The following is a 19,060-nucleotide window of genomic DNA, read 5'->3' on the forward strand; positions in this document are numbered from 1 at the left end:
GAACGCTGTGTTTATCGCCGCCGGAACGCCACACTTTCGTGAGATTCACTCTATTCGGTCGTCAACGGCCAGATTTCGTACAACGGGTCCAGAGAGTAGTCACTGATTCCCCCCGAGATGAACTGTATTGCTGATTCATGAAGCTCCGCCGACTGGTTGATGATTTTCGCGTTCGCGAAAAAAGCTCGCTTCCAATTGGAAGTCACGGCCACTTCGCAGCTTACGAGCTGACGAAGACCGGCTGGACCACCCTGGACGCCCTCGGTCACTTCTCGCGAACTCTCAACATCCCGCGGAAGAACATGGCTCATGCGGGACTCAAAGACCGTCACGCGGTGACCAGCCAGATTGTCACCATCCGTAACGGGCCCCGGCGTTCCTGGACCGAAGAAAAACTGGCTCTCTCCTACCTGGGACAAGCCCCCCGGGAGACCACTTCAGCGAATATCGTCGGGAACGAATTTGAGATCGTCCTGCGGTCACTCACGGCCGAAGATCAGGTTGCTGGCGAAGCACTGATTCCGCAATTGAAACGCAGTGGAATTCCCAACTACTTCGATGACCAGCGGTTCGGTTCATGGTACGAAGGGGAAGGGTTCGTTGGAGCAGCCTGGGTTCGCGAAGACTACGAGAAGGCTCTGTGGCTCGCCTTTGCGGAACATCATCCAGACGATGACGCTGTCGAACGACGGCAGAAGGCGATCCTCCGCGACAATTGGAAAGACTGGATCACCTGCAAACAGCTCCTCGACCGATCACATCGCCGCAGCGTCGTCACGTTTCTGTGTGACAAGCCACAGGACTTCAAAGGGGCGTGGGGAATCGTGAATGCCGAACTCCGGGGGCTGTACCTCTCGGCACTTCAAAGCGATCTCTGGAACGGCATTGCATCTGACCTGCTGGCTGAACGCTGTGCACCTCATCAGCTGTTTTCCGTGTCGCTTAAGACCGGTCCGGTGAATTTTCCGCAGAATCTGACCGATGCTCAGCTGCAAGAGCTGCAGAAGATTCAACTCCCGCTTCCGTCTGCGCGGCTGCAACTCGACGGGGAGCCGCTGGCGGAATTCATGCAGAAGTCGCTGCAGTCGCGTGGCTGGTCGTTTCCGCAATTGAAAGTCCGCTTTCCTCGTGACCGTTTCTTCTCCCGGGCGCAGCGTCCTCTGCTGCTCTCACTTCCGGACCTGCAAGGGGAATACTCGGATGACGAGATGGAAGAGGGGAAGAAGAAGCTGCGACTGAAGTTTTCCCTTCCGCGAGGCTCTTACGCGACGATGCTGGTAAAGGCGTTGACGGAGTTGAGTGTTGAGAGTTGAGTGCTGGCAAAACGCCTTCGCGTTTTGCAATCCCCAATCCCCAATCCCCAATCCCCAATCCCCAATCCCCAATCCCCAATCCCCAATCCCCAATCCCCAATCCCCTCAACACTCAACTCCCCCCATCCATTGCTCTGTCGTCCGCCGCAGCTACACTGAGGAGGGCGGAGAGAGACGTTTCCTGAACAGGCATCGTCGGACGCCACGCACTGTCAGACGGCTTCGAGATACGAAGGCAGAGCAATGGCAACCTTGATTGTGCTTGCCCCTCCTTCTCCCGGAACGCGGGTTGTCCTGCAGAAAGGCCGTCAAACCGTTCTTGGACGCGACCCCACGTGCGATCTGGTCCTCAACAAACGCTCCATCTCCCGCTTCCACGCTCAGGTTGTGATGGCGCAGGGAACGTATTACCTGGAGGATATGAAGAGCACCAACGGCACGTTCGTGAACGGCAGCCGCGTGCAGAACCGAGTCTCTCTGAAAGATGGCGACCGGATCGCCATGCACGATATCCCGCTGGCCTTCTTCGTCTCCGACAGCGTCAATCTCAACGAAGAACAGACGCAGAGACTGCGGACGGAGGCGGAGGTTCAGCTCGAACCGGAAGTCGATCTCGACATGAACCGGGCGACGACGGGTGTCAGCACGTTGCGGGGCCGATTGAAGATTCTGATCGAGATCACCCGTGATCTGGGGAGCACGCTGGAAATCAAGGAGATTCTGCCACGTGTGCTTGATCTGCTGTTCCGCATGTTCCCCCCTGCGGTCATCGGGGAAATTCATTTGCTGGATGAGGAGCAGAAGCTCGCCCCCGTCGCGATGAAGCACGGACGGGAAGCGGACAGCACCGACCTGACCGGAGCACCGTTCAACCTGGAGCTGATTCAAAAAGTGTTCGAGTCCGGTCAGGGGCTCGTCCATACCGAAGGGGCCAATGATCCCGCACTGGCCCTGGACGGGTTTCATCAATCGATCATCTGCGCACCGGTCCTCGGAGCGGAATCGAAGCCGTGCGGTGTGATCCTGCTGGAAACGAACGATTCTTCGTATCTGTTCGGGGAAGGTGACCTCGAAATTCTTTCTGCCGTCGCGGTGCTGGCGGGGCAGGCCATCGGGTATTCGCAGGCCCATGACATTGTCGTTCAGCACAACATGACGATCCGGCAGATGGAGACTGCCCGTCAGATCCAGCTGGGAATGCTTCCACGCAATCGCCCCGCGGTTCGCGGTTACGCCTTCGGTCATCACTACGCACCGGCGGAGAGAGTGGGGGGCGATTACTTTTTCTATGAGATGCTCCGGGATGGCCGAGTCATTCTGGGGATTGCGGACGCCTCGGGCAAAGGGCTTCCCGCTGCGATGAACATCGCCCGTTTCGCCGGGGAAGTCCGCTTGCAGATCGCCACATCACCGAGTCTGAAATCCGCGCTCGCCAGCTTGAATCAGTTCGTGATTGACGGGGCGGAAGAGTGTATGTTCATCACAGCGTGTCTGTGTGTACTCGATCCCCAGCAGCATCTTGTCGCCATCGCGAATGCCGGTCATCCCCCTCCGCTGCTCAAACGGGCTCATGACAACACGGTGGAAGAACTCACGTCGCAGCGAAGAAATTTTCCGCTGGGGATCGCCAGCGTCTTCGAGGCGCATCCCTGGACGGTCAAGCTGGAGCCGGGGGATCGGCTGCTTCTCTACACGGATGGAGTAACGGAAGCGATGAACACCCGCAATGAGATGTTCGGAACTGCGCGGCTGCGGGAGTCGCTGGGTGGTTCTTTTTCCAGCATCGACGATCTGGTGCAAGAGATTGTGAAGGACGTGGGAGTTTTTCGCGACGGGCGAACTGCCAATGACGATATGACGATCGTGGGTGTTGAACGATTGCAGTATCAGCCGTAACCGTCCGTCGAGATTAACGACAACATCGGTTTAGCTGCACACTTCAGGTGTGCGGCTAAACGTGAATCGCGAGAGTTCCTCGGTGAGGACAAAGGGCTGCTGAGAGAGAAGAGAGGGGCTGACAACTTTGACAGCACAGCAACGGTGGCACGTCATCTATCACGGACGAGTTCAGGGGGTCGGCTTCCGGCAGACTGTGTGGCGAATCGCACGTCGCCATCCCGTGGTGGGGACAGTTCGCAATCTTCCGGACCGAACCGTGGAGCTGATCGCGGAAGGAGAGGAGCAGGGCCTGCAGTCGTTCCACGCTGCCATCGAGATGGCGTTTCGACGCAATATCGATCAAGCCGATCTCAAAGTACAAACGCCGACCGGGGAATTTACGACGTTTGAAATTCTGACATAGCAGCCGTTTGAAGTTCCATGAACGTTTAACCAGACAGAGATCTCTGGCCCACTTTTGCAATGAGTCGGGAACATTTGGTGGCACAGACATTTCTGTCTGTGCGTCTTTCAACAGCTTGGCAGGACTGTTTCAACTACCGTGTTTCGGTTTCCGGGATCGGTTCCAATCGTGGTTGCTCAGCCGCGGTCTCCAGCGGCTGAACGGCAGTGACAGTCACTGCCAGTAGCGTGTATGCCGTATTGTTCTTTTCACGAGAAGACACCATCGTCCTGACGAGTGTGCTGCCGACTTCCATTTCCGCATCAAATGCGAACGCCCGAGTCCTTAAGCCCGGAATCACTTGGCCATTGACTTTGACGGCATGCTTCAAGTCCCGTTCGACATGTTCCGGACTCACGGAAATCCGAACGCGGTTCTCAGCCAGCGGTTCCACGAGCGTTGAGAATTTCTCACCGAATTCCCACATGTCGACGTTTGCTTTCTCGCCGGACGCTGTCTGCACTGGAAATTCTCCGCCCGCACGGAGACTTGCCGGTTGGCGGGCACTTGTCACCAGCTTGGGTGACATCAATGCCTTCATCGATCCCGTCCGCATCAGGCACGCTTCAATTGCTCGAAACTGCTGGACTGGCAGTGATCGGCCCTGATCGGCTTGTTCGATGAAATTGACCACCGATAACGACTTGTCGTCCCATTGAATTTCCGGGTCCAGTTTCCGCAGCTGATCCATGGAAACTTCCCCCATGAAACATTCCACCTGATACTGCTTCGCCACACCCAGCCGCTTTTCCAGCTCCGCAATCTCCATCTGCAATGCCTGAAGCTGTTTCTGCTTCTCTCGCAGGATGGCCATCGACGGAGCAGGGCCGTCTGAATAAAACTCAGCTTCGGCAGCTGTCTGTTGAGCTTGGTGCTCCTCAGCGACTCGCTGAGTCTCCGGAAGCAGGAACCTGGGAGGGGCCGGGGTGTACGGACCGTTTTCTTCGAAATAGGCACGTGAAACCGCAGCAGGGATCGGGTTTTCGACACGACTCGGCGCGGCAGTCCCTTCCTGATCACGAGTCTTTGCCAGAGTCGGCTCCGCGTCCGCATGGAAACTCTTGGGCTCCGCAGGGACCGGACCCGTGGGGAGTTCCGCCAAAAGCGAAGAACCGGCCACGATCATGAAACAGCTGTAGATGAATCCAAATCGGAGCATGGCCGAACCTCCATGTTCGGGAACAGGCGGGACAGAGCGCGCGGACGCGGGGCGGGGAGAGTATCCGGAAAGCCGGTTTGAGGGCAACAGCGGATTGAGCAGCCAAAGTGCGAGGAAGCGAATGCTGGGTGCCACTGCTCTGCGAGCAGTGCCGAAAGTTGAAGCGGCTTCCACCGTGGATAGGCTGAGGGAAAAATGCACCCATCCACTCGTATTCGCACGGCTCAGAGAGCCGTGGCACCCCCCATTTTAGCCCTGACACCGCATTGGAAGTTCCTCACAGCAAGTCACTGGCAATCTCCGCCAGCAGCGAGCGCTCACTCTTCTCCAGCGCGATGTGAGCGTAGATCGACTGCCCGACCATGCGGTTGATCAGGTACGTCAATCCGTTGGAGCGTGAGTCGAGATAGGGGTGGTCGATCTGGCGGATGTCTCCGGTGAGGATGATCTTGGTCCCCTCGCCGGCTCGGGTGATGATCGTTTTCACTTCGTGCGGCGTCAGGTTCTGGGCTTCATCGATGATGAAGAAGACACGCTGCAGGCTGCGGCCGCGGATGTACGCCAGCGGAGTGATCTCCAGTTTCTGGTTGTCGAGCATCTCCTGCAGCTTGTCGTTACGGTCCGCCGTTCCCTGCTCCTGCCGGATGACGGACAGGTTATCGAAGAGCGGCTGCATGTAGGGATCCAGCTTGGCGGAGATATCTCCGGGGAGGAACCCCAGGTCTTTGTTACTGAGCGGGACGGTCGGGCGGCTGAGGAGAATCTGCCGGTAGTTCTTTCGGCATTCCAGACCGGCAGCCAGCGCGAGCAATGTTTTCCCCGAACCTGCCTTGCCGGTGAGTGTGACCAGCTGAATCGAATCGTCCAGCAGGGCCGTGAGGGCGAAGGCCTGTTCAGCGTTGCGAGCGGTGATCCCGAATGCGGTTGGCCGGGTCACGCGGGTGAGGAACCGATTCGTTCCGCGACACGTGGCCATGGCTGACTTCGAACCGTTCTTGAGCACGAAATTTTCATTCGGCTTCGGCTCGATCAGCATGGGAACGTCGGTCATCTGGACGCAGTCGGAGTCGTCATAGATGCGATCAATCAATTCGCTGGGAAGCCCGATGAGAGTCCGCTTGCCGGAATAGAGCCGCTCCACGCTTTCGGCTTTGTCGGTCGTGTAGTCCTGCGCGGGGAGAGAGAAGGACTTCGCCTTGAGACGCAGATTGGTGTCCTTGGTGACGAGCACCACCTGACGGTGCGGCTCGGCCTGTTTCAATCTCAGGGCGACGCTGAGAATGCGATGATCTGCACAGTCGCTCAGCAGCAGATTTTCGACGCGAGGGTCGGGCTCTGACCCGAGAATGACGCGGATATTTCCCAGTCCTTCGCCGAGGTTGGCGCCGGAGTCGCAGAGGATGTCGCCGGTCAGCTCATCCAGCGCGCGGAGGAATTCGCGAGCATGATGATGGATTTCTCCGTTCCCTTTTTTGAACTGGTCCAGCTCTTCCAGGACCGTGATCGGGATCGCGAGATCGTGCTCTTTAAACTGTTTCAGGCATCTGGAATCGTGAAGGATGACGTTTGTGTCGAGAACAAACAGCTTGACGCCGGTTTCAACCAGAGTCTCGGCCTCCATGCCTGAGATCATACATGCAGCTCCAGATAAAGGACTCGGAACTTTCCTGGCTCATGATGCTGGGAGATGCCTGCAAGGATGCGGACTTCTCATCATCGCGAGCCGAGCACTGTCTCTGGTTCTGGATTCTCCTCTTTCCGACGATTCCGTCAAGATGCGTTCCGCCGTCTGGAGGAGGTTTCATTCAAAGTTCACAAAATCGGCAAAGCGCCAAACGTAAGAAGAGTCCCCGAGGTGCCCCAGACAAAGTCTGGGTTCCGAAGGAACAAGAGGCTTGTCGAAAAGCGTGCAAGCGACCGGCATGCTTCTATTCTCGAATGAGCTTCGTATCGAGGAGTCATCCGTGGGGATGAACGGTGCAGGACATGCCTCCTGCAGCTGCGCTGCCCAGACGGTGTCTGGGCCACCCGGAACTCATTGGCAGATACTCGGGCTCTGGACTCCCAGCTCTGGACTCTCGACCCAAAGCGACTCAACTCAGTTCCTTAAACACCGACCAGCCCAGGTAGATCACGATCCCGCTGCAGAGTATGAAGATGACGTCCATCACGCGGGTGTGGGAGGTGCCGGAGAAGGGGATGCCGACGAACAGATCCAAGATGGCAGCCAGCGCGACCAGTGCCGCCACAGCCATCGATCCCAGGACGACTCGTTTAGGCATTTCCTGCATTTTGTTCTCTGCCGAAGCTGTCAATTCTCTGATACGCATTCACGAAAAAGGTACAGGAACCCGCGACCATGAAGGAAGGAGTATAAACAGGTGAACGCTGCAGGGGCCAGCCAAAGTTGACCTGGCGCTGCCACATCACCTGGTCTCTTCATCGACTTTTCTGCACGCCTGATCGGGGCGGTCCTGAAATATCGCGGGGAAATCCGTTCTTCTGCCAAAAAAAAACGGACGTTCAGGAAAAATCGGCACAGACGGGAAGGGGCTGCAAGCCGACCGCTACGAGTGAAACAGCTCGATGACGTGGCGGTCCGGGTCGAGAATGCAGATCTGGGTTGCACCGTCCGGCCGGGTCTTCGGTCCCGCCACCAGCGGAATCCCCAGTTCATCCAGCACGCGTTTGGCCGCCAGTGCGTCGTCGACTTCGAAGGCGAAATGACGGGTCCGGCTCACAGAACTGCCCGGGGGAATGTGATTGCCCGCTGGCCCGGATTCCGCATGCTCCAGGATCAGATGGATGAGTGTGGAGCCGGCCTGAAACCACAGCCCGTCGAAGTTGAAGTTCGGGCGGGGAACCTGCTGCATCCCCAGCACATCCACATAGAATCGCCGGGAGGCCTCCAGGTTCGCGACCACCAAGGTCACATGATCGATCTGCTTGACGCGAATGGGCATGGGGAGGAGTCCAGAGTCGAGAGCAGAGAGTCCAGAGCTGAAAAGATGAGTGAGCCTCGTCACTGAAAACTGATCGCTCTTCTCACTCGACGTTCAACACGATTTCTCGCATCTTCTCGATCGCGGCTTTCATCTCAACGACCCGGTGGGCGATCTCGATGTTGTTTGCCTTCGAGCCTGTCGTGTTGATCTCGCGGAACAGTTCCTGACCGAGGAACTCCAGCTTGCGGCCGTTGGTTCCTTCTCCATCGAGCAGGCTGCGATACTGCAGCAGGTGCGATCGCAGACGCATCAGCTCTTCGGTGATGTCGCACCGATCCGCAAACAGGCTCACCTCACGGATCACGTCGTTGTCGGTGACTTTGACGGAGCTGGCGGCCAGCATCTCGTTGACGCGTGTCTTCAGGCGGTCCCGGTATTCCAATGCAATGGACGGGGCCTGCAGCGCGATCTGCTCGGCATTCTCTTCGATGACATTGCACAGCGACCGCAGTTCGGCCGCCATGTAGTTTCCTTCTTCGCGGCGAAACTCCTGCAGGTTCTTCATCGCAGCGATGAGGACTTCTTCCAGCAGCGGCCAGTCCGATTCGTGAACCGCCCGCAGGTCTTCATCACCGACAATCCCCGGCAGCGACAGCAGGGGAGTGATATCGGCGGGCGGATTGATCCCCATCGACTGGGACATTTCCTGGATCTGAGCCCAGTACTGGCGGGCGACGCCGGCGTTCAACCGGAATGCGGAGAGGTCTCCCAGCTGCCGGATCCGCAGATGAATGGTGAAGGTCCCTCGCGAAACCATTTCCCGCACGAGCCGATCGACATTGGCTTCGAGTGCCAGAAACGGGTCAGGGCAGCGCAGCGTGATCTTGAGGTGCCGATTATTCACGCTCCGCACTTCGGCGGTCACGCTGATGCGATCGTTGCGGCCGGAGGCATCTCCGTGCCCAGTCATACTCAGTAGCACGGTCGCCTCTGACTAGCAGGAAAAGATTTGGTCATTTGTCAATTATCAATGGTCATCTGGCATTGCTCCCAGAGTGGCAATTCTCGATCAACGGGAAGTGATCGTTTCCATTGCCAGGGAGTGCATTCCCTCGCTCTGAAAGCAATTTGAGTCGCGGTGTTGCCACCGCGACTCAGAAAGCCGTATCGAGTTGTTACTGCTGTTCTGCTGGAGCCGGTTCTGGACTGGTCTCCGGGGCAGGTGTCTCTGGAGCAGCTTCCTCAGCCGGAGCCGGAGCGGGAGCAGGTTCCGGAGTCGAGGTGGACGCTTCCGGAGCAGGCAGAGACGGTGGAGCTGAACCTTCCGGTTTCGCTGGAGGGGTCGCTTCCGATGCTGCGGGTTCGGTTGTTGCTGGAGGAGTGGTTGTCTCAGCAGGTTTTTCAGTTGCCGGAGCCGTCTCTTCCTTCTTCTCGGTGGATTCAGGAATCTCGCCGTCGCTGCCAGTTGCGGAGGTCGCGCCGGCTTCCTCTGCTTTTTCTTCTTCGCTGGCGAACTGCGACCGGGCAAACGAATCGCTGGCATTCCGCATCACGCAGCCGCTGATCCCGGCCAGCAGGACCCAGACAGAGGCTGTGCCGACGGTGATCCAGGTGAACAGGTCGCCCGCTTTGGTTCCGAACGCGCTTTGTCCGCCGGTTCCGCCAAAGGCTCCTGCCAGCCCGCCCCCGCGTCCCCGCTGGAGGAGGATGATCAGCATCAGGAACAATCCCACCACGAGGAGGAGAATCTGCAGAATCAACACAAGCACGACTGAACCCTTTCATTAAGCCGGGCGATCCTTGCACCGGCACGAAACTCTGTCTCTGATCTCTGTCAGGAACGGATGGCTCGATCTCTCGAACCGTTCGATTTTCTTACTTGGAAGCCTGAGCTCCCGCCTCGATGATCGGCAGGAAATCGGCCGCTTTCAGGCTGGCTCCTCCGACCAATGCACCATCCACGTTGGGCTGGCCGAGCAAAGTCGCTGCGTTATTCGCTTTGACGCTGCCGCCGTAGAGAATCCGCGTGGACTTCGCAACTTCGGGAGTGTAGCGGGTTTCGAGCCATTTGCGAAGGTGAGCATGCGCAGAATCCGCCTGCTCGGGGGTGGCTGTCAATCCGGTCCCGATCGCCCAGACCGGTTCGTAGGCGATGACGACATTGGCCATCTGCTCGGCAGTCACATCCGCCAGCCCGCCGGCCATCTGGCGATCCAGGACCGCCTCAGTCTGTTCACCCTGGCGTTCTTCCAGAAGTTCGCCCACACAGAGGATCGGCTGCAAGCCTTTCTTGAGTGTTGCCAAGACTTTACGGTTAATGATCGCATCTGTTTCGCCGAGCACATGGCGACGTTCGCTGTGGCCGAGAATGACCGATTTGCAACCGACATCCTGCAGCATGTCGAGCGAGACTTCCCCGGTGAATGCCCCGGGTGCTTCGAAGTAGGCGTTCTGAGCCCCGACGATGACCCGGCTTCCCTGGACCGCGTCGAGGACGGGAATCAGGTAAGGGAAGGGGGGGCAAATGAGAACGTCAAGGTTCCCGGCAGCCTCTTTGGAACCTTCGACAATCGCTTTGGCCAGTGCCACACCCTCGGCACGGGTGGTGTTCATTTTCCAGTTGCCGGCCACCATGTAACGACGCATAACTCTTCCTCGAAGGCTTCTGTCCGAATTCACTGGGCCGGGCTCGTCGGATCTTCCGCGCTGACACCGACCGGAAAAGCGATGAATCCTAGCAGGGGGCGCCGCAGCCTGCGAGTGTTCCTGAACTCAGGTGGATCGCCCTCGATCCTGGATGTTTCAGGTTGAGGAGGAGGAATTCACCACGGAGACACCGAGCCACGGAGGGTTATTGTCAGGTCGAGTCGCTGAGAACTTGTGATCAGGATCGATTTGAGGAGAAATGTCCGAGGGCAGGTTCCTGATACCTAACGACATGCTGCAGGGGAGTCGCGACGAAGTTCAGAAACGTCGCGGTCGGGAATTCACCCCGCAGAACCGGACTGTGACCGTTCACTCCTCCGTGTCTCCGTCTCTCCGTGGTGACTTCAATCTTCACTGATCAGCACCGCCCACGAGCGGGTGCTGTCGAACTGAGCCAGAATGATTCGCAACGCTGAGAGCATCGGCACGGCCAGCACCATGCCAGTGATCCCCCAGAACCAGCCCCAGAAGACGATCGAAAACAACAGGAGCACGTTGTTAATCCGCAGCTGCTTCCCGGTATGACGGATCTCCAGGAAGTCGATCCAGATAAACCTGTTGAGGAACAGCAGTCCGACGAGAATCAACCAGACTGTGAGATGATCAAACTGCAGCAGCGAAAGGAGAATCGGGGGAATCAGCGCCAATAGGCTTCCGATGTAGGTGATGTAGTTCAGCAGGAAGGTGAGGAACGCCCAGAGCAACCAGTTGGAAACTCCGAAGCTGACGAGGATCACCGCCACGGAGGCAGCCATCCCCAGGCTGATCAGAGTTTTGACCCGCATGTACCGCGAAATGCCGTCACTGATCTTCTCGAACGCCCGGACAAGCGTAGCCCCCTGTTTGGGAAAGGCGATTCGCATCCGCTGGGGAAGGCGATCCGCGTCCAGCAGGACAAAGATCAGGTAAAAGAGCACCAGAATGATGCTTTCGGTAAACCGCCAGGCGGTTCCGAACATGTTTTGAAAGACTTCACCCGGTTTCAGATTGAAGAACTCGGTGATCGTGTCGGAATCGAGCGGGTCTGGACCTGCCCAGGGAATTCGTTTGAGCAATGCCTCGGATTTCTCCTGCATTGCAGGGAGCTGCTGAGTGAACTTTTCTGCGTCCTGATAGATCAGATGCGAGAGCAGGTAGACCACGCCTGAGAGGCCAGCGACCAGCAGCACGTACGTCAGCCAGCGCGGCACATTCCAGCGCAGCAGCCGATTCGTTGCTGGCCGGATGATGAAAAACAGGAAGATCGCCGTCAGCACGGGAATGATCACGGGGCCGAGAAGTGCCATGACGGTCACAACTGCGATGGTCGCCAAAACAACAAGACTGACAACGGTGAGTTCGATGGGGGGCGGAGAATCGATGGAGGTCATCGCATTCCGCTCTTGAAGGGCGACGTCTGTGCTCATTCCTGGGCTCGCGCTGCAGGGGAAACTGGTCGGGGGGAAGTCCTTGACTCCAGTGCTGCAGGGCACAAGCAAATCTCAAGCCGAACCCCCAGACGCCAGGCGACTCGTCAGTTCGAGGTCGAAACGCCCCCAATGGACTATTTGTCGACCTTGAGAGTCTTGAGGGACCGGCGAATCTCCCCCAGCAGCTGCATTTGAAACTGCAGCAATAAGGCCATTCCGTCGACGTTCCGATGAACCGTTTTGAGCATGGTCTCCCGGTCCTCTGGAATGACCGCCGAAGGCTTCTGAACTTGCGGGTCACGAGATTCTCGACTCATGGGAAGATATTTTCCGTCGTGAGAGGGATTTCAGGTGAGCGCGGATTCGATACTATCCGTTGAGACCCAGTGGAATATTGAAATGGGCTCCGATCCTCTGTGTGAGCGTCGACGGTCCTTCAATCGATCATTATTTGAATTTATTCGATTGCAGAGAATAGTCTGTCGATTATACCCAAATGGGTAAGTCTGGTCAATCACTCACTCCGATTCATCCGCTGTGCGCGCGGCTGACCGAAATCCGGCAGCTGTACTACGGTGACCGGGGAAGATCCAGCTTTGCCCGGGATCTTGGAATCCCCGTCACCAGTTACGTCCATTACGAATCGGGACGCATTCCGCCTGCAGATCTTCTGGTCAATGCAGCAAGGGTGACCGGCACCAGTTTGATCTGGCTTCTGACCGGAGCCGGAGAGCGAGCAGCTCCTCCCCCGGGGCCGGTTCCTTCTCCTGTGCAACGGGTGATTGACGAACTCTTGCGATTACTGACTCACTCTCCGCACCTGCTGAAGTCCGCTCAGGAGTTCGTTCAGCTGCTGTCTCGAATCGAGCAGGGGGGGATCAAACCGGCACCCGAGCTTCCTCCGACAGGAGCCGGTCATCTGATTCCCATTGTCGGAAGCACGGCTGCCGGACTGGCTCACTTCTGGCACGAACTTGAAGTTGATGCCGGAGGCTCCGCAGCTGATTCACGACTCGAGAAGATCCTGCAGCTGCACACTCAGAAAGCTCTGGAAACGTCAGGGCAGACGGTTGTGAACTCTTCGAATGTTTCCGAACCGGTGGCACTCGTTCAATATTCCCGGCCTGATGAAAACGGTTTCCTGGAGTTTCTGTCAGCGGGGGAATTGAAAGCGAAATACCCTGCTGCGGTCGCGTGGAGAATTGATGGAGAGAGTATGTCCCCGCGATTCCAGGACGGAGATCTGGTGATCACAAGTCCCGGTTTCCCAGCTGTCGAGATGCAACCTTGCGTCGCTCGACAGCGTGGTCAGATTGGTGTGAATTGCAAACTGTATCAGACGATTGAAAATGAGGTGCTGCTGATCCCGATTCACGAAGGGAGCAGCGTGCAAAGGTTCCCCCGCTCGCAACTCCTCTGGGCCTGGCGAGTTTTGGCCTCTGTTCGATTGAGTTAAATCAGAGGGCAGAGGGCAGAGGGCAGAGGGCAACTGAAGTTTAACGTGGCAGGGGGTTAAAGAACTCAGAAAAGCCCGAGCAGTTCTGTGGAACCCCGTTTAACTGCACAATACAAGTCTGCAGCTAAACCGCCAACATTACGATCATCAACAGACTCCTAACTCCTATTTCCTAATTCACCCGAAAGCAAAAGCAACATGGCGAAGAAAAAGAAGTCAGCGAAATCGACCAAAAGCGTGAAGGCTGTCAAACCGGCTGTGCTGGAACGAATCGTCATGCGGACGGGCGAGGCTCTTGTGGAAGCCGAGCCGGCCTGGTCGGCTGCTGAACCCGAAGTGGTCATTGGCGAACTCGATGGCCCGGTCGGTTATGCGATCGCCAACCTGATCGGAAATCAGGCGAAAGGGCATACGAAGGTCTTTGCGATTCTCAACAGCGATGTGCAGATCCGCCCTGCGACCGTCATGGTCAGCAAGGTGACGGTGGAGAGCAGCAAGTACACCAACATCCTGATGGGAACGGTTCAGGCGGCCATCGCTCACGGGGTGCTGGACGCGGTCCGTGCAGGGGACATCCCCAAAGAGAAGGCGAACGATCTGGGGATTATTGTCTCAGTCTGGCTGGACCCCAGCGTCACTCAGGTTGAAATCGACCCGAACATCCTCTTCGAAACGAATCGGGAAGCGACCGCCAAAGCGATTCGTAAGGCAATGCGGAACGAACCGGGCATCGACTGGCTGTTGGCCAACCAGAACAAGGTGGAGCACTTCTTCCACAGTCTCGCTCTGGAAGGAAAGCTGTAGCAGGCGGCAGAGGTGAGGGGGCAGGGGTCAGGGGGCAGGCAATCCTGACCTCTACCTGCCCGCGTTGCGGATGAGTCGGGACTTTCAGGATACGATGGTTCGGGTGAACGCCTGCCGAGCGTGGTCGTTCGTTTGCGAAGCCGGGTTTCTGCGAACCCGGAGACCAAACCGTTGTGGGATTCGCTCTCGTACTCCAATGCGGCTCTTCAAAAGCTCAAAGAGTGATCTGTCAGAGCGCGAAGCGCAAGCGAGTTTATTCTTGTGGCGTTCAGGCGGCGATCAGCACAGCTTTCGAACGACGAATCTCCCCCAATCGCCGCCGCACTCCCCTGAGACAGGTGTTAGAATCCGCCGCCGCCGAATCCACCGCCCCCACCGAATCCGCCACCACCCCCGTATCCGAAGTTGTTTCCGCCCACGCCAATGTACTGGTAGTACATGATCTGTCCGGGCAGAGACCAGAAGCCTGGGCCGTACGGGGTGGCCACCACGGTCCGCTGCTGCGCGTCGTTGTTCCCCAGATCGGTCAGGATCTGAGCCACGAGGTTTCTGCGCAGGGCATCCAGTTCCGGATCCGAGTTGTTGGGTTCACGTTCGATGATGACCGGGAACGGAGCACTTCTCATCCTCGCAGCGATCTCGAGGACATGATCCTTGCCGTCAGACGTCAGCTCGGCGGTCTGGCCGATGAAGTCGAGCCGGTACATCACGAAATCGACCGCTTCCGCGTTGGTCTGCATGACCTGATCATAGGCCCGGACCGAACTCCCCAGCGGAAGGGTATCAGGGATGGCGTTCGAACTGCGGTGCAGGAGACCCCCAAGCTTCGCACAGCAGGAATTACAGCCAGACCCGCAGCATTTGTCACAGTTTCCACAGGGATTGGATTCGCAGCATCCTTCAGCTGTCGCGCAGGCCCCCTGCTGGTCACAGGGATTGCAGGAAGTGGGACTGCATTGACCACGGTGATGGGAGCAGCCGGCAACCAGGCCGACTAGACCCAGCACCGAAAGCGATTTCGAGAATCTGATCTTCTTCGCCATGAAGTCCCCCCCCTGGTCGAAGGTCCGAAAATGATTTTCGGACCTTCGCTGCCTTCCTTGAGGCAATTCCTGTCCACGACGGGACCCGGAACGCTCATGTCATATCGACTATTGTGAAGCTGCTGAATTGCCGGAGTCGACACTCCCGTTGAAACCGCTGCGATTCCCCGGGAAATTCGGCAATCTCTGGAATTCGTTAACGTCGGGCTCGCTGCGGTTGTGCGGGCGTGCGTCCTGCCGTCTGCTGGATTTGCCCCCGGGGAGCACTGTTTTGCGTGGTTGCAGCAGGGGTTGGCTGCGCGGGAGTCGGCATCGGACTCGAGTTGTAACCCGGACCGTTCGGAACCCCCAGAGGAGATCCGTTGCCGTTCATCGGCGGCCCGTAACTGGGCGTCGGCTGCGGATTCTGCTGGGGAATGTATGGCGGCATCGGGTTTCCGCCCGGAGCAGGACCGTATTGATCAGATGGATAAACCTCGTTGTTGAATGCCGGTGCATACGCCGCGTTCGGCAGCGGCCCCTGCGCCCCGCCGGTCGGTGCGGGTGCCAGCTGACCGTCAGCAGGGCTCGGATTGAAAAAGTTGTAACCGACATCCTGTCCGTAACCCTGGCCGTTGCCGTACGGAAGCAACTGATAGTTGCCCATGTCAGCGTTCCCTTCAATGCGATTGTACTTGTAGAAATCGCAATCGTTGGGATGCGTGGAGTACCATCCGGGAAGCGGCGGGACCTGATCAGCGTCCATTGCCCGTACCAGTTCCGGAGTCACGATGATGAGCATTTCCGTTTCGTCTTCCGTGGCTCGTTTGGTATTGAACAGCCAGCTTCCGACCACGGGGAGTTCACCCAGGAACGGAATGCGTGTGGTTTCTGCATTTTCACGACGGGAGAATACACCTCCCAGTGCGATCGTCTGGCCTTCTCGGAGTTCGACCCGTGTCTGAACGCGTCGCACATTCACGCCGGGAATCCCCCCCACGGAGTTCCCTGAGTTAATCGCACTCAGTTCAGGAACAATCTGCAGACGGATCAAATCGTTATCCAGCAGCGTCGGCGTGCAGATGATTGACGTTCCGAAACCTCGAAATGAAGTGGTCTGCCCCTGGGCTCCGCCGATACCGACAATCGTGGGCACAGCGAACTCTCCTCCGGAGAGGAACGCTGCAGGCTGACCGCTGAGGGTGACCACGCGGGCATCATCAAGAACTTTGGCCACCCCGTTGGACGCCAAGGCATCGATGAGGATGGTGAAATTTCCGCTGTCGAAAACACCGGTCAGTGTCGGCGCACCGCCGCTGAGGGTCGACGTCAGCTGAACAGCGCCGTTGTTGATGAGCGCTTCCCAGTTCACACCGTAGTTCCGCAGCTGCGAGCGGTGAATTTCCGCGATGCGGACGTTGATCGAAATCTGGAATTCACCGGGAATTCGCAGTTCATCGATGATGAGTGAAGAGACTCCGTTGTTGCCGTTCCATCCGAACTGGTCGCCGAAACCTCCCCCTTGAATCCCCCCGAATCCACCGGCCCCGCCTCCTGCTCCTCCATAACCGCTGATCGCCTGGTCGTCGAATAGATAACCTTCCTGAGCAATGACTTCGCCCCGCACCAGCTGCATGATGTTGGCAGCTTCTTCGGCATCCCGGGCTTCACCACGGACGATGATCTTGCGCGAGACGGGAATCAGATAGACCTTGCTGTTGGGATAGAGCAGGGCCAGCTTTCGTTCGATTCGACCGTAGTTCACATTGCGTTGCTCATCGAGACTAGGGTCACGAATGATCGTGACGACGTACATGAGCGGCTGTTCCTGGCCGTCGAACCAGATCCACAGGTCGGTTGAACCTTGAGCGATACCGATGAGAGAAATCTCAGTCGGACTGAACTGCACCACATCCAGCAGGGACGGGTCCGACCAGGCCATGCGGCGGATCGGGAGTTTGGTGACAATCAGCTGGCTGCGATGATGAATGACTTCGAGTTTCTGGTCCGCGCGAGGCATCGCTTCGATGCGCCGGTCCAGAGGCCGGCGAGGATCTGCTATCAGCTGAACTTGCTGGATGGATGCGGTTTGCTGCGGCGGTGTCTGTTTCGGGTTTTCGTACGCGGAGTTGACGACCGGGACCTGAGCCTGAGTAAAGGAATTGCACCAGATTGCAATCAGGAAGGCCATCCCCATCCAGCGGGTGAGGGTGACGCGCCGAGGTGTGCGGATATGCGCGGCGTGTCGCCCGCACCGACAGAGTCCGTGATGACAGGATTTCATCGACATCCAGTGTCGCTCCGATCGCTTGCTTGCCCGTCCGACTAACGTCCAGGCAAAAGTCGGTTTTCACGTCAGCCGCCCTGCTGATCGAAAACCGGCCAGATAGATTGCCCCATTCTTCTGGTGCCCCGAGGGATACTCCCGCTTTCTCCGGCGACGAACGATGAACGTTGCGCGCCGATCCCGAGAGAGACACTCTGTCAGTATCGTCTGCACCGTTGTTGCAAGTTGAACGATTTCAACGGCTGATAGCAGTCTTGAGGGGGATACCGAAGAAATGCACGAGAAAATGCGTGATTCTGCAACACCGGTATTAAGTAGACACCGACGAGCCGCAATATCTGCCGCAGAAGTACCGGACGCGGCGGGGTGCGCGGGGCATTTTCACAGGAACGTTTACTTTCCCCGACCCAGAAACGTCTTGATGGAATCGTAAATTCCGTCCTTGTTGTCGATCTCGCTGAGAATCAGGTTCTCATGCTGGTCGATCAGCTTCCGGAGATCCTTAATGAACTCTCCGCTGCCGTAAGGACTTTCCACCTGTCCGTAGCAGAACAGGTTGCAGACGGGGAGAAGTCGCTCTGTCAGAAACTTCGAACATTCCTTGCTGTCCTCCCCCCAGTTATCTCCGTCGGAAAACTGGAAACAGTAAATGTTCCAGTCCGCGGGGGGGAAATCCCGGGCAATCACCTCGGCAGCCTTCTGATACGCCGATGAAATCCGCGTGCCGCCCGATTCACGAACCCGGTAAAACGTGTCTTCGTCGACTTCATGGGCCACAGCATCATGGACAATGTAACGGCGCTGAATTCCGTCATACTGACTTCGCAGCCACATATCGATCCAGAAGGCCTCGATCCGGACAATCTCCTTCTGGTCGTCCGTCATGGAACCAGAAACGTCCATAATATAAAGGATGGCTGCGTTGGCCTGCGGTTCACTGACTGTGGTCCAGCTGCGGAACCGCTCATCGTCCCGATTAGGAATGATGATGGGCCGCTGGGGATCGTAGGAGCCGCTGGATATCTGGCGTTTCAAAGCCTCCTTGTAGGTCCGTTTGAAGTGCCGTAGAGAGTCTGGTCCGGACCGCGAGACCGTATTGTATTTGTCCTTCTGCGACTTCAGCGAGTCTTTCCCCTTGGGAATGATGTTCGGGAGTTCCAGTTCCGCCCCGAGCATCTCCGCCATTTCATCCAGGGTGACTTCGACTTCCCGGACATGGCGACCGGCGTCGCTGCCGGCCTGGCCCTGGCCGTCCCCTTGATCCTGTCCTTTTCCGACCGGCTGGCCGACTTCACCATCCCCCTGACCGGTGCCGCCGGATCCCTTGTTGCCGTGCTGGAAGTGGGGAATATCAATGTTGGGGACGGGGATGCTGACCGTTTCCCGTCCCTTGCGGCCCAGCATCTCGCCGTGGTTGACGTACTGCTTCAGATCCTTACGGATCTTTCCGCGAATGATTTCGTTGAATCGCCGAAAGTCACGATCGATGGAGCGGGTCATGTGCTCATTCCTTTCAGGAAAGCCGAGCAGCAGAGTGCTGCCAATTGTATCCCGAAGGATTCAGGAAGGTCACCATCAATTTCCGGACATTCGGCAGCAAAGGAGAAGCAAACCCGGA

Annotated in this window: 17 protein-coding genes; 5 read left to right on the forward strand and 12 right to left on the reverse strand. The window is 57.6% G+C overall.

Features of this window, described 5'->3' with window-relative positions; translation table 11 throughout:
* Nucleotides 1–137: 137 nt before the first annotated feature.
* The 3 genes from truD to SH661x_RS07530 all read left to right on the forward strand — a co-directional run bounded on the left by truD (nucleotide 138) and on the right by SH661x_RS07530 (nucleotide 3,615).
* Nucleotides 138–1,313, forward strand: coding sequence for a tRNA pseudouridine(13) synthase TruD (gene truD / locus SH661x_RS07520; RefSeq protein ID WP_437229554.1), 1,176 nt, complete (start codon nucleotides 138–140; stop codon nucleotides 1,311–1,313).
* Nucleotides 1,314–1,556: 243 nt separating this feature from the next.
* The gene (locus tag SH661x_RS07525) at nucleotides 1,557–3,209 is read left to right on the forward strand and encodes a SpoIIE family protein phosphatase (protein WP_437229556.1); all 1,653 of its coding nucleotides are present in this window, start codon (nucleotides 1,557–1,559) and stop codon (nucleotides 3,207–3,209) included.
* Between the two features lie 127 nt (nucleotides 3,210–3,336).
* Nucleotides 3,337–3,615 (forward strand): acylphosphatase, encoded by a 279-nt coding sequence (locus SH661x_RS07530; RefSeq protein WP_437229558.1) that lies wholly within the window; start codon nucleotides 3,337–3,339, stop codon nucleotides 3,613–3,615.
* Nucleotides 3,616–3,748: 133 nt separating this feature from the next.
* Here SH661x_RS07530 and SH661x_RS07535 read toward each other — a convergent pair whose 3' ends face one another.
* The 9 genes from SH661x_RS07535 to SH661x_RS07575 all read right to left on the reverse strand — a co-directional run bounded on the left by SH661x_RS07535 (nucleotide 3,749) and on the right by SH661x_RS07575 (nucleotide 12,190).
* Nucleotides 3,749–4,813 carry a hypothetical protein gene (locus tag SH661x_RS07535; protein ID WP_437229560.1) on the reverse strand — a complete coding sequence of 355 codons (1,065 nt, stop codon included), beginning with the start codon at nucleotides 4,811–4,813 and terminating at the stop codon, nucleotides 3,749–3,751.
* A gap of 277 nt (nucleotides 4,814–5,090) precedes the next feature.
* Nucleotides 5,091–6,446: a PhoH family protein gene (locus SH661x_RS07540; RefSeq protein WP_437229562.1), complete on the reverse strand. Its 1,356-nt coding sequence runs from the start codon at nucleotides 6,444–6,446 to the stop codon at nucleotides 5,091–5,093.
* Nucleotides 6,447–6,906: 460 nt separating this feature from the next.
* Nucleotides 6,907–7,095 (reverse strand): hypothetical protein, encoded by a 189-nt coding sequence (locus SH661x_RS07545; protein ID WP_437229564.1) that lies wholly within the window; start codon nucleotides 7,093–7,095, stop codon nucleotides 6,907–6,909.
* A gap of 285 nt (nucleotides 7,096–7,380) precedes the next feature.
* On the reverse strand, nucleotides 7,381–7,776 hold the full coding sequence (locus SH661x_RS07550; RefSeq protein ID WP_437229566.1) for a VOC family protein: 396 nt from the start codon (nucleotides 7,774–7,776) through the stop codon (nucleotides 7,381–7,383).
* An 82-nt stretch (nucleotides 7,777–7,858) separates the two neighbouring features.
* Entirely contained in the window at nucleotides 7,859–8,728 is an 870-nt protein-coding gene (locus tag SH661x_RS07555; protein WP_437229568.1) for a YicC/YloC family endoribonuclease, read from the reverse strand.
* 205 nt (nucleotides 8,729–8,933) lie between these two features.
* Entirely contained in the window at nucleotides 8,934–9,527 is a 594-nt protein-coding gene (gene secG / locus SH661x_RS07560) for a preprotein translocase subunit SecG (protein ID WP_437229570.1), read from the reverse strand.
* A 106-nt stretch (nucleotides 9,528–9,633) separates the two neighbouring features.
* A complete protein-coding gene (tpiA, locus tag SH661x_RS07565) occupies nucleotides 9,634–10,404 on the reverse strand; it encodes a triose-phosphate isomerase (RefSeq protein ID WP_437229572.1) in 771 nt (256 codons plus the stop codon).
* Nucleotides 10,405–10,808: 404 nt separating this feature from the next.
* Complete coding sequence (locus SH661x_RS07570; protein WP_437229574.1) at nucleotides 10,809–11,870, reverse strand: AI-2E family transporter; 1,062 nt, start codon at nucleotides 11,868–11,870, stop codon at nucleotides 10,809–10,811.
* A 137-nt stretch (nucleotides 11,871–12,007) separates the two neighbouring features.
* Nucleotides 12,008–12,190: a hypothetical protein gene (locus tag SH661x_RS07575; protein ID WP_437229576.1), complete on the reverse strand. Its 183-nt coding sequence runs from the start codon at nucleotides 12,188–12,190 to the stop codon at nucleotides 12,008–12,010.
* A 179-nt stretch (nucleotides 12,191–12,369) separates the two neighbouring features.
* On the opposite strand from SH661x_RS07575, the gene SH661x_RS07580 reads away from it, so the two are divergent.
* Nucleotides 12,370–13,329: a S24 family peptidase gene (locus SH661x_RS07580; RefSeq protein WP_437229578.1), complete on the forward strand. Its 960-nt coding sequence runs from the start codon at nucleotides 12,370–12,372 to the stop codon at nucleotides 13,327–13,329.
* 258 nt (nucleotides 13,330–13,587) lie between these two features.
* Nucleotides 13,588–14,133: a formaldehyde-activating enzyme gene (gene fae, locus SH661x_RS07585; protein WP_437231178.1), complete on the forward strand. Its 546-nt coding sequence runs from the start codon at nucleotides 13,588–13,590 to the stop codon at nucleotides 14,131–14,133.
* A 341-nt stretch (nucleotides 14,134–14,474) separates the two neighbouring features.
* Here the strand turns inward: fae and SH661x_RS07590 are convergent, their stop codons facing one another.
* The 3 genes from SH661x_RS07590 to SH661x_RS07600 form a co-directional block, all read right to left on the reverse strand.
* On the reverse strand, nucleotides 14,475–15,176 hold the full coding sequence (locus tag SH661x_RS07590; protein ID WP_437229580.1) for a hypothetical protein: 702 nt from the start codon (nucleotides 15,174–15,176) through the stop codon (nucleotides 14,475–14,477).
* Between the two features lie 196 nt (nucleotides 15,177–15,372).
* Nucleotides 15,373–17,445: a pilus assembly protein N-terminal domain-containing protein gene (locus tag SH661x_RS07595; protein ID WP_437229582.1), complete on the reverse strand. Its 2,073-nt coding sequence runs from the start codon at nucleotides 17,443–17,445 to the stop codon at nucleotides 15,373–15,375.
* Nucleotides 17,446–17,835: 390 nt separating this feature from the next.
* A complete protein-coding gene (locus SH661x_RS07600) occupies nucleotides 17,836–18,942 on the reverse strand; it encodes a DUF444 family protein (protein ID WP_437229584.1) in 1,107 nt (368 codons plus the stop codon).
* Nucleotides 18,943–19,060: the final 118 nt, after the last annotated feature.

This window comes from Planctomicrobium stercoris, assembly GCF_051465655.1.
GTDB lineage: Bacteria > Planctomycetota > Planctomycetia > Planctomycetales > Planctomycetaceae > Planctomicrobium.